Annotated in this window: 12 protein-coding genes and 1 pseudogene; 2 read left to right on the top strand and 11 right to left on the bottom strand. The window is 72.5% G+C overall.

Going from position 1 to position 12,756, the window contains the following annotated elements; all coding sequences use genetic code 11:
- From ACZ7DL_RS23215 to ACZ7DL_RS23265, 11 genes are all read right to left on the bottom strand, one after another.
- Positions 1–666: amidohydrolase family protein (locus tag ACZ7DL_RS23215; RefSeq protein WP_470776588.1), on the bottom strand; the 666-nt coding region annotated here is incomplete at its 3' end.
- The gene (locus tag ACZ7DL_RS23220; RefSeq protein WP_470776589.1) at positions 663–1,550 is read right to left on the bottom strand and encodes an NAD(P)-dependent oxidoreductase; all 888 of its coding nucleotides are present in this window, start codon (positions 1,548–1,550) and stop codon (positions 663–665) included. The genes ACZ7DL_RS23215 and ACZ7DL_RS23220, both read right to left, overlap by 4 nt.
- Entirely contained in the window at positions 1,547–1,885 is a 339-nt protein-coding gene (locus ACZ7DL_RS23225; RefSeq protein WP_470776590.1) for an antibiotic biosynthesis monooxygenase family protein, read from the bottom strand. The genes ACZ7DL_RS23220 and ACZ7DL_RS23225 overlap by 4 nt, the downstream gene beginning before the upstream one ends.
- A 306-nt stretch (positions 1,886–2,191) precedes the next feature.
- Positions 2,192–2,926: a hypothetical protein gene (locus tag ACZ7DL_RS23230; RefSeq protein ID WP_470776591.1), complete on the bottom strand. Its 735-nt coding sequence runs from the start codon at positions 2,924–2,926 to the stop codon at positions 2,192–2,194.
- A gap of 449 nt (positions 2,927–3,375) precedes the next feature.
- Positions 3,376–3,684, bottom strand: coding sequence for a hypothetical protein (locus tag ACZ7DL_RS23235; protein ID WP_470776593.1), 309 nt, complete (start codon positions 3,682–3,684; stop codon positions 3,376–3,378).
- Between the two features lie 350 nt (positions 3,685–4,034).
- Entirely contained in the window at positions 4,035–4,445 is a 411-nt protein-coding gene (locus ACZ7DL_RS23240; protein WP_470776595.1) for a DUF1257 domain-containing protein, read from the bottom strand.
- 10 nt (positions 4,446–4,455) lie between these two features.
- Positions 4,456–6,072, bottom strand: a complete 1,617-nt coding sequence (locus ACZ7DL_RS23245) for an Hsp70 family protein (protein WP_470776597.1) — start codon at positions 6,070–6,072, stop codon at positions 4,456–4,458.
- A gap of 53 nt (positions 6,073–6,125) precedes the next feature.
- Positions 6,126–8,597, bottom strand: coding sequence for a hypothetical protein (locus ACZ7DL_RS23250; protein ID WP_470776598.1), 2,472 nt, complete (start codon positions 8,595–8,597; stop codon positions 6,126–6,128).
- A 63-nt stretch (positions 8,598–8,660) separates the two neighbouring features.
- A complete protein-coding gene (locus ACZ7DL_RS23255; RefSeq protein WP_470776600.1) occupies positions 8,661–10,202 on the bottom strand; it encodes an AAA family ATPase in 1,542 nt (513 codons plus the stop codon).
- Positions 10,199–10,813, bottom strand: coding sequence for a 4Fe-4S single cluster domain-containing protein (locus ACZ7DL_RS23260; protein ID WP_470776602.1), 615 nt, complete (start codon positions 10,811–10,813; stop codon positions 10,199–10,201). Before ACZ7DL_RS23260 ends, ACZ7DL_RS23255 begins: the two co-directional genes overlap by 4 nt.
- 7 nt (positions 10,814–10,820) lie before the next feature.
- On the bottom strand, positions 10,821–11,033 hold the full coding sequence (locus ACZ7DL_RS23265) for a DUF2997 domain-containing protein (protein WP_470776604.1): 213 nt from the start codon (positions 11,031–11,033) through the stop codon (positions 10,821–10,823).
- Positions 11,034–11,232: 199 nt separating this feature from the next.
- Here ACZ7DL_RS23265 and ACZ7DL_RS23270 point away from each other — a divergent pair.
- Both ACZ7DL_RS23270 and ACZ7DL_RS23275 read left to right on the top strand, forming a co-directional pair.
- Positions 11,233–11,343 (top strand): annotated as a pseudogene (locus ACZ7DL_RS23270) (acyl-CoA dehydrogenase family protein); the annotation flags it as partial.
- Positions 11,340–12,425, top strand: a complete 1,086-nt coding sequence (locus ACZ7DL_RS23275) for an enoyl-CoA hydratase/isomerase family protein (protein WP_470776605.1) — start codon at positions 11,340–11,342, stop codon at positions 12,423–12,425. The pseudogene ACZ7DL_RS23270 and the gene ACZ7DL_RS23275, both read left to right, overlap by 4 nt.
- Positions 12,426–12,756 lie beyond the last annotated feature (331 nt).

Consider the following 12,756-nt stretch of genomic DNA (forward strand, 5'->3'; position numbering starts at 1 on the left):
GTACCTGCGCCGGAGCGCCGCGGTCTGCAGGCGCTCCGGCAGCAGCGCCATCGCGCCGCCGCCGGTCGCGCCGATCAGCCGCAGACCGGGGTACTTGTCCAGCCATCCCGCGAACGCGACGTGGGCCATGCCCAGGGTGACGTCGTCGAACCGGCCGATCTGCTCCACGAAGCCGATCTCGTCGACCCGTTCCGTGCCGACCGGTTCGGCCGGGGCGTGCACCAGGACCGGAACCCCCGCCTCCGCGGCCAGCGCGAAGAAGGAGTCGGCGCGTGGTGAGCCGAGCAGCTCCCCATGGACACTGGACGTGGTGATCAGGCCGACGAAGGCGGGGTCCGCCAGCGTCTCCCGCACCCCTTCGAGGTGATCGTCGTCCCCGAACGGGTTCGCGTAGACGTACCCGCGCAACTGGTCCGGGAACGTGCGGATCAGGCCTGACATCCAGGCGTGGAAGCCGCGCAGCCGGTCGCGTGGTTGCGCGTAGTTGTCGACGCCCGGTACCCGCGCCATCGCACCGGCCCCGACGGGGCTGCCGATGATGGTGAGGTCGATCCCGGCCTCGGCGCGAGCGGCGAGCATGCCGTCGACGTCGGTCAGGCTGGGGGGCATGGGGAAGCGCTTGGCCGCCTCGGGCGGGGACAGGTGCCCGTGGATGTCGATGATCACGTGTCGGTTCCCGGTTTCGGTGCGAGTGCGCGGACGACCGCGGCACAGTCCTGGTCACCCAGTCCTTGCTCGGTGGCGCGGACGTGGGTCTCCGCCGCGGCGGTCGCCAACGGCAGACTCAGGCCCACTGCTGCTGCCTGCTTGGAAGCGAGCATGAGGTCTTTCGCCATCAGCCGCAGCCGGAAGTCCGGCTCCTCGAAGCGCCCGGCGGCCAGGCGCCGCGACTTGAACGCCATGACCGGCGAGGCGAATCCGCTGCCCGCGATGGTCTTGAGGACCAGCTGACGGTCGAGTCCGCAGGCGGCCGCCAGCTCGCTCGCCTCGGCCAGGGCCTGCACCTCGATGCCCATCAGCAGGTTGAGGAGCAGTTTCATCCGCATGCCGGAACCGAGTGCGCCCAGATGGACGACTTCCTTGGCCAGCGTCTCCAGCAGCGGGCGCGCGGTGCTGAACGCCGCTTCCTGGCCGCCGACGAAGAGCCGGAGCTCGCCGTCGCGGGCGTGGTCGCGGTTGCCGAGCATGCCGACGTCGAGGACCTTGGGGACGTCCCCGGCGATCTGCACGACTTCGTCGGGGGAGACGGTGCTGGCGCAGATCAGGACGCCGGGGTAGGGGTCCGTGGCCAGCACGCCGCCCGTTCCGTGCAGTACGGCGCCGAGGGCCTCGCCGTCGGCCACGGCGCAGATGGCGGCGCTCGTGCCCGCGACGGCGTCGGCGGGGTGGGAGGCGACGTAGGCGCCGGCCTCGGCGAGCGGTGCGGTCCGTTCCGGCGTTCGGTTCCAGACCCGGACCTGTATGCCCTGGTCGAGGAGGCGACCGGCCAGGCCGGTGCCCATCGCGCCGAGACCGAGGACGGCGACGGGGCTGCGCATGGGGCGCGTCATGACGACACCCCCTTGGTCTCCTTGATCACCCGGAACCGCAGCGACTGCCGCTGGTCGACCCACTGGCGCAGCGGGGCCACCAACTCGCGGTGCTCCTCGCTCTGCTGCCAGGCGAAGAAGTGCTCGGCGCTCTGCCACTCGCTGGTGATCACCCACTGACGGGAGTCGTCGGCGGGTTCACCGAGCCGCTCGATGATGTGGCCGGGGGTGCTGGCCACGGACTTCCGGAGCTGCTCGTACAGATCCAGGAACCCCTGCTCGCCGCCCTCGATCACCCGAACGGCGAAGACGACGCCCAGCTTGTCGGCCGATCGGCCCTTGTGGTTGGTGCCCATGGCTCCTCCTGAGTGAGATCCGGCAGGACACGCATCCCACGGACTCATGTCCCCCGGACGGCTGCAACTCCGAATGGGGGAGGCCCCAGTGGGCACAAGGGGTTCACGTTCCGTCATTACTCGCTTCGGGTGAGTGCGCGGCCGTTCCGTCACCCGACGGCGAGGTGCGGACGGCCTACCACGAACGGGTCACATCCCGGACGGACCCGTTTCGCGCGGACCTGGTCACTCGAAAGAAGACAGCCGGTGTACTCCCGGCCCGAAGAGCCGGCGGGGCGGAGACACCGCCCCGCCGCCGACGGGCGGTCAGCCCTGCTTCGCGGTCTTGGTCGCGTCCTTGAGGGACGACGCGAGGTGGGCCGCCAGCTTCTGCGCGCCCGCGGCGCCGTTCTCGCCGCCGTACGTCGACAGCACGCTCACCACGGCGGTGTCCACGCGGACGGCGACCAGGGTGGTGCCGTCCTCCCACGCGGGGTTGGTGAGCGTGATGGTGTACGCCTCGTCCCCGAGGCCCTTCGTCGCGGCGCCGGTGACCTTGACCTTGCCGCCGATGTCGGAGTCCGGGTAGCTCGGGCACGCGGCGACGACCTTCGCCAGGCCCTTCATGACCTCCGCCGCGGTCGAGCCGCGGTAGACGTCGATCTCCTGGTCGAGTTCGGCGGTCTGGTCGGCGTTCATGTAGGAGTTCTGCGCGAACGACACCCCGTCGATCCCGGTGAGACCGATCCAGCCCGTGGCGCCGAGGTCGGCGCAGTGCGGCTTGGCGGCGCTCTTGGTGGCCGGAGCCTGGAACTCGTCGCCGGTGTCCCGGCTGCCGCTCGGGTCGATGGCGAACCCGGACGGGAAGAACGACGCGGGAGCCAGGGCCTTCTTCAGCCGGGTACCGGTCAGCAGTCCCGCGTTGGGGTCCTTGGGCTCGGCCGACTTGGCGGAGGCGGCACCGCCGGAGGTGGACGTGTCGGAGCCGGAGGAGCAGGCGGCCAGGGCCAGCGGGAGGGCCGCGACGGCGAGCATCTTGAGGGCGGGGGAGGGGAGACGCATGAGAGTCCTAGACGTGAGTTGCGGATATGCCGCACCGGGGCGGCGCTGGGCCGGGGAGGCACACGCCGCTGGTGGGCGGGTGCGTCGCGGAGCCGGACGGCGGGCCGGAAGCCGGCCCGGGGGAACATCGGGCACCGCGGAAGGTGTGGAGATCTCCTCTCACTCGGAGCTGGTCAAGGTGACGCCCCTGTTCGGGTATTCACCGTGTGCGGGCGGAAATGCCGTGGCGGCGCTGAAACACCGGAGGCCGAACTCGAACGCCGAGCAGACGTGCTCAGGCTTCGCGACCTGGTCCCGCGGCGCCGCACCGCGAACACGGCGCCGGCACCGACGGCCACCGCGGCGCCACCGGCCGGGGCGAGCAGGGGAAAGGTGAACCCGGAACCGGTCTCGGCCGGATGCCCCTCGGGCTGGATCCTCGTGTTGCCGGACGGCCGCTGCGGCAGCGGCTACCTGCCGTCCCGGGGCTCGGCATCACCGGGTGCCCGGGGGGCGGAACCGGCCGCGAGGACGTCGAACAGGTAGGAGCTGTCGTGACCGGCCTCGTCGGCGCCGGCCGCGGATCGGTCATCCGGGGCCGTGGCCTGGTCGCCCGCGGCCGGAGACTGGTCGTTCGTGCCGTTCGTGGCGGCCGACTCGCTGACCGTGGCTGCAACGCTGTCGCCGTCGGACGCGTAGGCGGCCGGCGACACCGGCAGGACGGCTGGCGCCATGGCGGCCGTCGCGGCGGTGAGAGCCAGGGAGCGGCGGAGCGTCATGCGAACCTCGGAGACAGGGATGGCCGAAAACTTACGCACAGGTGACCCGCAGCGTCCGCAAAGGGTTGCCCGGATTTCACTGTTCGCCATCGTGATGTGGATCACGCGCTGGTCGGGGCTTCCGCGGAGCGACGGCTGCGTCGGCTCGCCCGGCCCAGCAGCCGCTCGCCCGTCTCCGGCGCCCGCAGCCGGGTGAGGGACTGCTTCTCCAGCCGGCGCACGCGTTCCCGGGTCGGCCGCAGGAGCTGCCGCTCGATCCGGGTCCCGCGCGTAGGGGAGCCGGTGGTCGGCCGGGTCCCGCTCTTGGCCGGGCGGGCGGCCGGTCGGCGGGACGGTCCGGCCGTTGCGTCTCAGAGCACGCTGCGGCGCAGCGTCAGGTGGACGTTGCCGGCTGTGTCGGTCTCCTCCGTGAGGACCTCGTAGCCGTGCTCCTCGGCGAAGGCCAGCGCGCTCTCGTGGCCGTACGTCTGTGTCAGCCGGCGCAGCCAGGCCGCGTCGTACCGGTGCCGGTCGTAGTCGCTGATGACGGCCTGGAAACCGCCGTCGGTGGTGCGGGCGAAGCCGAGGTCGTTGCTCGCGGAGCCGACGTACTTGCGCCGGATGATCACCTCGGCCTGCTGGCTGCGGCGGTCGCCCTGGTAGCCGTAGAGCGTCTGCGGCTCGTCGTGGCTCTCGACGTGCTCGAAGCCGAGCTTCTTCAGGGCGCGGACGAGCGTCTCCTGGTCCTTCAGCGAGGTGCGGACGCGGGTGTAGTGGGACATGGGGACTCCTTCAGGCGAGGCGCACGATGGGTTGCCGGTCGAGGACCCAGACACGGCGTTCCAGGTCGAAGGCGGAGACGGTGAGGCGCTTGTGCGCGTCGATCCGGAAGTCGCACCGGAACCGGTCGGCACCCGCGCGGGCGGGTGGCTGGGCCTCCAGGAAGGTCGGGTTGTCCTCGTTGAGCCACAGCTGGGACTTCTCCTGCCGGTGCTGGGCGGTCACCCCGACGGCTCGGGCACCGCCGTCGGCGTCGAAGACGATCTCCAGGTCGGCTCCCGCGTCCCGGTAGGTTGCGTGGGCCAGTTCGTAGACGGCCAGGCCCAGATTGCGCTGCCCGTCCCGGATGGCCTTGATGGTGAGGGTGCGGATCGGGTCCGGCGTCGGGTACTCGCTGCCCGCGCGGACCAGCGTCTCGAACTCGTAGGCGCCGGTGTCGCGGTTGACGTGGCGGATGGCGTAGTCGTGCTGGATGTGGTCGTGCAGCTCGTAGCCGCCCGCGATGCCGGCGGCCCCGGCGGCCACCGCCTCCAGCGGGCGGTCCACCCGCAGCACCTCCGGCGAGAACTGCCAGCGCAGCAGTTCCTGGACGGCCGGAATGAGACTGGAGCCGCCGACCAGGAACACCTGGGAGATCTCCTCGGCCGGGTAGCCGGCCGCGGCCGCGCCGTCGAGGGCCTTGCGCAGCGCCCGGCCCACCCGCCCCAGCACGTCCCGCTCCCGCAGCAGCGCCTCGAAGTCACCGCGGGAGAGGTCCATACGGTACGACTCGCCGGTCTCCGGGTCGGTCGCCTCGACCACCGCGGTCGCGGCCTGGGTGAGCGCGGTCTTGGCCGCCTCGGCGGAGCGCAGCAGCCGCCGGAAGACGCGGTTGTAGGCCGCCGTGTCGCCGAGCGGCACGCCGGTGGTGTCGGCGGCGTGCTGGGCGATGAGCGCGTCGATGTGATTGCCGCCGAGGTCGGCTCCCGCCTTGGCGATGGCCCGTACGCCCGCCCCGCCGCCGGTCTCGGACGGCTCCTGCACCCGTACCACGGAGATGTCCAGCGTGCCGGCGCCGAAGTCGAAGACCATGAAGGCGTCCCCGGGGCTGAGCCGGGCGCTGTAGCCGACCGCGGCCGCGGTCGCCTCGTCCACCACGCGCAGCCTGCTGAGCCCCGCCGTCTCGCCGACCTCCCGCACCAGCCAGTCCCGGTAGGTGTCGAAGGACTCCACCGGAGCGGTCGCCACGATCTCCAGGTCGTCCGTGCCGACGGCGAGGGAGGCCGCGGCCATCACGTCGCCGAGGAACTGGGTGGCCGCGTCCCGGTTGCTGATCCGGCGGTCGCCGACGGCGCGCGGGATGTCGATCGACTGCCCGGTGACACTGCTCTTGGTGGACTGGAAGACGGCCACCGCCGGGTCGTCCAGGAACGCCGCGTCCTGGGCGACGGCGGCGCCCGTCCAGCGCCGCTCGCCGTCCGCGGCGAACGCGATCAGGGAGGGCACGACCCGCTGACGTACGCCCCCGCTGCCGTCGCGCAGCAGGTCGAGCCCCTCCAGGGGGATGGGCTCACCCCGGTCCAGGGCGTGGTCCCAGCCGGCGACCACGGTGTTGGCGGTGCCGAAGTCGATGCCGATGCGGGTGGTCATGGGGTCTCGTGACTCCTCGTCGCTGGTCGTGCTGTCGTAAGGCTTCACCGGCCTCACAGGCTGATGTCGTACTCACAAGCGGTCAGGGCCGCGAGCTCCCCGGGATCACCGAGGTCGCCCAGCTCGATGTCGAAGCGGAAGCGGTACTCGAGCAGGGCGTGCAGAAGGTCGACCACCGGCCGTGCCGCCGGGGGCAGATCCAAGGCGGCCTTGGCCCCGGCCACGACGCCCAGGTCCGCGGGCACGGACGTCACCAGGGGCTTGGTCATCAGGGTGGGCAGCGCCCAGGTCCGCAGGTCGTAGAGGTCCGTGTAGCCCGCGTCGTACCCGACGGCGAGGAACTCGCCCCTGGGCGACAGGTGCGCGCTGGTGACCGCGGCCCCGTGGCTCTCCGGCTCGGACGCCCACTTCTGCTCCAGCGTCCGGGAGTTCAGTACGACGATCCGCCCCCGCTCGTCGACGAGGGCCACCTCGCCCCGGCCCGGGAGGGCCTCCAGACCGCGGATCAGGCCGGCGTTGACGGCTCCGGGCACCAGGGAGCGGCCCACGCAGCTCAGTTGCTGGATGGTGCCGCGCTTGCTCGCCACGACCAGTGAGTCGGAGCCGGTGAACACCGCCCGGCCGACGATCATCCCGCCGTCGCCCCCGGCCAGCAGCTCGGTGGCGGAGCCGTTCGTGACGGCCAGCTCCCGGGCCAGGACCGCCAGCCGGCCGGAGTCCAGGTGCGCGGTCACCGCGCGGGGCCAGTCCCGCTGCGGGTCCAGCCCGAGCTTCTGCACGGAGACCGCCTCCACGCCGCCGTCCGGCGCGCCCAGCAGGATCTCACCGCCGCGCGTGCCGGCGGCGAACGAGCCGTCCGTGCCCCGCAGGGTGAGCGCGGTGAACGGCCCGGCCTCCTCGTACAGCACCTGCCCGCCGCCGCCGGAGCAGCGCACCAGCCGGCAGGGGGTCTGCCCGTTGTTGGTGCGCTCCGCGGCGACGAAGGCACCGCCGCCGGTGTGCACGATGAACCCGACCGAGGAGCGGAAGCAGTCGTAGCGCTCGACCAGCCGTCCCTGCGTCAGGTCGACGACACCGGCGACCTGATCGGTCCCCGCGATCGCCAGAAACGGGCCGTCGGGGGCGAACGAGACGTCGTTGACCCGGCCGTGGAACTGGATGCGGCTGCTGCGGGCCACGTCCGGCCACCACTGCCCGAACCCCCGCAGCGATCCGCGCGCCCACTCGGGGTCGGCCCGGCGCATCATCTCGAAGACCCGGCGGCCGTCGTCGTCGCGCGGCACCCAGTCCTCGAAGAGACCCATCAGCTTCAGCCCGGCGGCCGGGGCCACCTCCTGCACCATGCCCCACAGCCGGCGCCACTCCCCGCGCTCCGCCAGCTGACGGGACAGGTAGTCCAGTTCGGGCTCCTCCAGCGCCGGTATCCGGGACCGCGGGTCACTGCCGACCAGCACCCGCATCAGGTCGAGACCACCGGTGGCGCGCATGGCCTGCTGGAGCTTCTGGCGCGTCTCCTGGGTGGCGGCGGCGTAGGCCAGTTCCAGCAGCCGTCCGTCGGGGTCCATGCCGCGGTACTGCTCCAGCTGGCGGGTCAGCAGGAAGAACACCACCCGCCGCACGGGATCCCTGGGCGCGAGGCGCTTCTCGACGCAGAGCGGCACCAGCGCCGGCTCGGACAACGCCGCGTCACACAGCGCCTCCGCCTGCTCCGGCGGCAGCCCCGCGAGGATCTTGCGGCGGGCCAGGTCCCCGATCGGGTGGTCGGTGCGTACGGCCGCCGTGAACAGGGCGTCCCGGGCGGCCGGCTCGGTCAGGTGCGAGGCGGTGGGTTCGAGTACGACGAGACTCGCGCCCCGCTCCGGCTCCTTCGGCGCCGGCTCGTGCCACGCCGACAGGGCGGTCAGCAGCCGCTCGTCGGGGACGCGCAGCCAGGCGGCCCAGAGGATGCTCAGCACCTTGCCTTCGGGGGGTACCGGATTGCGCAGCAGCAAGGACGCCAGCGGGGGGAGGTCCTCGGGGAAGTGCGCGCCGGCGGGCCCGCGGCCGGAAGGCACGAAGGTTCGGGCCGTCCGTCGCCACAGCGCCTCCGACAACTTCCCGGTGGCCGTCGTACAAGCCGCCTCCGCGCCGTGCCGGATCAGCGGATCCGGGTCGGCCAGCAACTGGTCGGCGGCGTCGGCAAGTTCCCACGGCCACAGTTCCGGCAACCGCCCGTGCAGCGCGGCGGTCAGCAGCCGGGGCAGGCCACCCGGCGCCAACGCCTCGGTGTCGAGGACGAGTTGGCACAGCTCCGGATCACGCGTGGTGGCCCAGCGCGCGGCGAGCACCTCGCCGGCCGCCTGCTGCCGCGGATGCCCGTCCTCCCGCGCGGTCCGCGCGAGGACGGCCACGACCTGCGGATCGCCGTCCTCCAGCGCGGCCGCACTGAGCCGCCGCCAGGCCCGGCGGGCCCAGAATCCCCAGCCCGACACCGCGTCCCCGCGCGCGGACGCCCGCAGCCGGCGCTCGGCCCGCCAGGCACTCACCACCGGCCTGCTCCCCCCGTTACCGGCCCGTCGCACGGGCCGTACTCCGTCACTTGTCTCTCGTCACGCCAGTTCCAGGCGGACCTGCGCCTCGGCCGCCCGTTCGGCCTCGGCGAAGGAAGCGGACTGTGCCCGCCCGTCGCGCAGCCAGGCCCGCAGGTTCTCGATCGACTCCCGCTGGGACCGGCTGAGCGGCACCAGCCGCGCGATCGCGTCGGCGACGTCACCTGTGGTGATGTCCCGGTCCTCGGCGAACGCCCGGTACATCGCGTCGACGACGGCCTGCTCCAGCTCCGCGCCCACGCAGCCGTCGGACAGCCGGGCCAGCTGCGCCATGTCGAACCGGTTCGGATCGCGGCGCCGTTTGCGCAGATGGACGTGGAGGATCTCGCGGCGCTCGGCCTCGGTCGGCAGGTCGAGGAAGAACACCTCGTCGAAGCGGCCGCGGCGCAGCATCTCCGGCGGCAGCGCGGTCACGTCGTTGGCCGTGGCGACGACGAACACCGGTTTGGTCTTCTCCTGCATCCAGGTGAGGAGTGTGCCCAGCACGCGCTGCGAGGTCCCCGAGTCACCGCCCCCGCCGGCGGCGAACGACTTCTCCAGCTCATCGATCCACAGCACACACGGCGCCACCGTCTCCGCCAGGTTCAGCGCCTGGCGGACCCGCTCCTCGGACTCGCCGACCAGGGATCCGAAGACCGCACCGACGTCCAGGCGGAGCAGCGGCAGCCGCCACATGCCGCTGATCATCTTGGCGGTCAGGCTCTTTCCGGTGCCCGGGATGCCGATGAGTGCGAGACCCTTCGGCGCGGGAAGCCCGTACTGCGCGGCCTCGTCGCCGAAGGCCCGCTCGCGCAGCGTGAGCCAGCGTTTGAGCGCGTCCAGCCCGCCGATGTCGTCCGGCGTCTCCTCGGGCGCGGTGAACTCCAGGGCCCGGGAGGCGCGGATGACGGCCTTCTTCTCGGCCAGTACGGCGCCGATGTCCCGGTCGTCCAGCACCTGGTCGCGCACGATCGCCTTGGCGAAGGCCCGCCGGGCCTGGGTGGAGGTGAGACCCAGCGCCGCCTGGGCGAGCCGGGCACGGCCGTGGACGGTCAGCTCGCAGCGGATGCCGCCGGTGGAGCTGATCATCCGTTCCAGTTCGGCGCGCAGGGCGTCCGCGTCCGGCAGCGGCAGGTCGAGGACCACGGCGTCGTCGTTGAGTTCCCGGGGTATGTCACGCACGGGCGTGGTGACCACCAGCGAGGATCCGGTGTACACGAGTTCGTGGGCCAGGTTGCGGACCTTGCGCCGCACCAGCGGGCTCTTCGACCAGAACTCGTGGAAATCCTTCAGCACGTACAGGTCGCGCTTCTGCGGCGAGGCCTTCACCAGCTCGCCGATCTTCTCCAGCGCCTTCTCGGGCGTCGGCGCCTGCGGCATGCTGCGGCCGGCCGCCGACCGGAAACCGTCGGCGATGTCCCAGCTGACGAGGTCGGCGGAGGCGTCCCGTGCCGCACGCACCGTCTCCAGTACGGTGAGCGCCCGCTGTTCCTCCACGGTGACCAGCACCAGCAGCGGGACCCGGGCCCGCAGGTACAGGCCGATGTCGTTCTCGATGGTCACCGCGGACCGCCCTCCCAGTCGTGCATCCCCGTCAGCGTGATCGAGCCGTCCGCCCCGACCACCAGCTCCGCCTCGGGCACGTCGGCGAGGTCGGCGGCGGTGTACCGACCCGTCAGCGCCCAGTACTCCTTGTTGGCCGACCCGCGCAGCCCCGCGCCCAGGTGCAGCCGTGCGTTGTACCGTCCGGCGACGACCAGATCCGCGTCGGCGACCGCCGCCGCACGGCGCGCGTCGCCCTCCACCTCGGCGCGGGTGAATCCCGTCAGCACGATGATGCCGAGGTCGCTGCGGCGCCGTATCTCCGCACAGAACGCCCCGGTCGCCTCCGCCTGCTCCAGCGGCTCGCCACCGGTCAGGGTCACGCCCTCGATGCCGTCGGTGCGGAGCACTTCCCCGACCACGTCCGCGACCGGCCGTACGCCGGCTTCCCGGGCCAGGTCCCCGGGGCGGACGGGATGCGTGCCCGGATTGAAGCAGCCGGTGCACGCCAGACTGCACCCCTGGCTCCACACCACGAACCGCACACCCGGCCCGTTCGCCGTGCTACGGGCCAGCGTCGAATGAATCCGCCACCGGGGCCCGGTGACGGAATGCCCCCGTACTGTCGCCATCGCCGGTCTACTGCCAGAGCTGGTCGTGGTGTTCCTCGGCGGTCTCCACGTAGGCCTCGGCCGTGAGTTCCTGGGACTCCACGTCGCCGCCGAGCCGGGAGACCAGTTCCTCCGTCTCGGCCAGGCAGCTCATGCCCTCCATGCCCTGCACATGCAACTCGACACGGCCGTCCGGTCTGACCGTCACTTCGAGGATCTCGTCGGCCAACTCGCCCCCCACGTCAGGCCCCAACCACGAATCACCGGCAATATATCTCCGCGCGGCGAGGCACGTCACCACATCCATCCGGCAGGCCGCTCACCTGCGGGCTCGTGAGGCGAGCCGGTCGGGGCGCCCGACGGGGAGGTCGTGGAAACCCGCGGCCCACAGGCACTATGTCCGTACACGGTGGCGAAACGGTTCACCACCGACGCCGCCGTACGGCATCGAAAAGATCGTCCGCGACCCGCGGGTACACCGGATCCTGGAAGGAACCGACGAGATCATGCACGTCATCGTGGCCCGTGGCCTGACGGAGGCCTTCGGATGACCGGCACCGAAGCGCCCGTGCTGCTGCACACCGAAGGGCGGGCCGCGTACATCACCCTCAACCGGCCTGGGGCGCTCAACGCCCTGAACCACGCCATGGTCCGCAGCATCGGCGCGGCCCTGACCGCGTGGGAGAGCGATCCGGCCGTGGAGACCGTCGTCATCGCCGGCGCGGGGGAGCGCGGCCTGTGCGCCGGCGGTGACATCCGCGTCATCCACGACGACGCCCGCGACGGCGACGGCACCGCCTCGGCCGCCTTCTGGCGCGACGAGTACCACCTCAACGCCCGTATCGCCCGCTACCCCAAGCCCTACGTCGCCGTCATGGACGGCATCGTGATGGGCGGCGGTGTCGGCGTCTCCGCCCACGGCAGCGTGCGGATCGTCTCCGACCGTTCGCGGATCGCCATGCCCGAGACCGGCATCGGCTTCGTCCCCGACGTCGGCGGCACCTGGCTGCTCGCCCTCGCCCCGGGCGAACTCGGCACCCACCTCGCCCTGACCGGCGCGCAGATCGGCGCCGGCGACGCGCTGCTCTGCGGCCTCGCCGACCACTACGTACCCGCCGCCGCCCTCCCCGGCTTCGTGGCCGACCTCGCCGCCATGCCCGTACCGGACGTCATCGCGCGTCACGTACGGCCGGCGCCGCAAGGGGAGTTGGCCGAGCGGCGGGAGTGGATCGACGCCTGCTACGCGGCCGGGACGGTCGAGGAGATCGTGCAGCGGCTGCAGGCCCACGGCGGCCCGGACGCGAAGGAGGCGGCCGAGACCCTGCTCGGCAGGTCGCCCACCGCCCTCAAAGTGACCCTCGCCGCCCTGCGCCGCGCCCGGAGTCTCGGCCGCCTGGAGCGCGTCCTCGACCAGGAGTACCGGGTCTCCTGCGCCGCCCTGAGCACGCCCGACCTGGTGGAGGGCATCCGCGCCCAGGTCGTCGACAAGGACCGCACACCGCGCTGGTCGCCCGCGACCCTGGCCGAGGTCACCGACGCCGACGTGGAACGCTTCTTCGCCCCGCTCGGCGACCGGGAACCGGGGCCGGCCGGGCCCGGCACCGCCGGGGAGCCGGGAGGCCGGTGGCCATGACGGCGGAGGCAGCGGTGGGGCGGCCCTTCGAGACCAGGCCGGCGGAAGGCGTGCGCTCGGAACGGCGCATGCCCCACGAGGGGTTCGGGACCGCCGGCGGGAAAGCGCGTGCGCGCCCGCGTCGGTGACCGACCGGTGGAATTCCGCCACCGCTGACTCACGAGCCCGTACCGCCCCGCCCGGCGGGAGAGGAAGATCACCCCGGGTGGACGCGGTCTTGGCCGGGCCCGCGCCACGCGGTACGGTCTGTCCGATATCGACGACGGCGAGACGGAAGCCGGTGGGAATCCGGCACGGTCGCGCCACTGTATGCGGTCCCCTCGGGGTGCTC

Source organism: Streptomyces sp. NPDC036984, assembly GCF_055607665.1.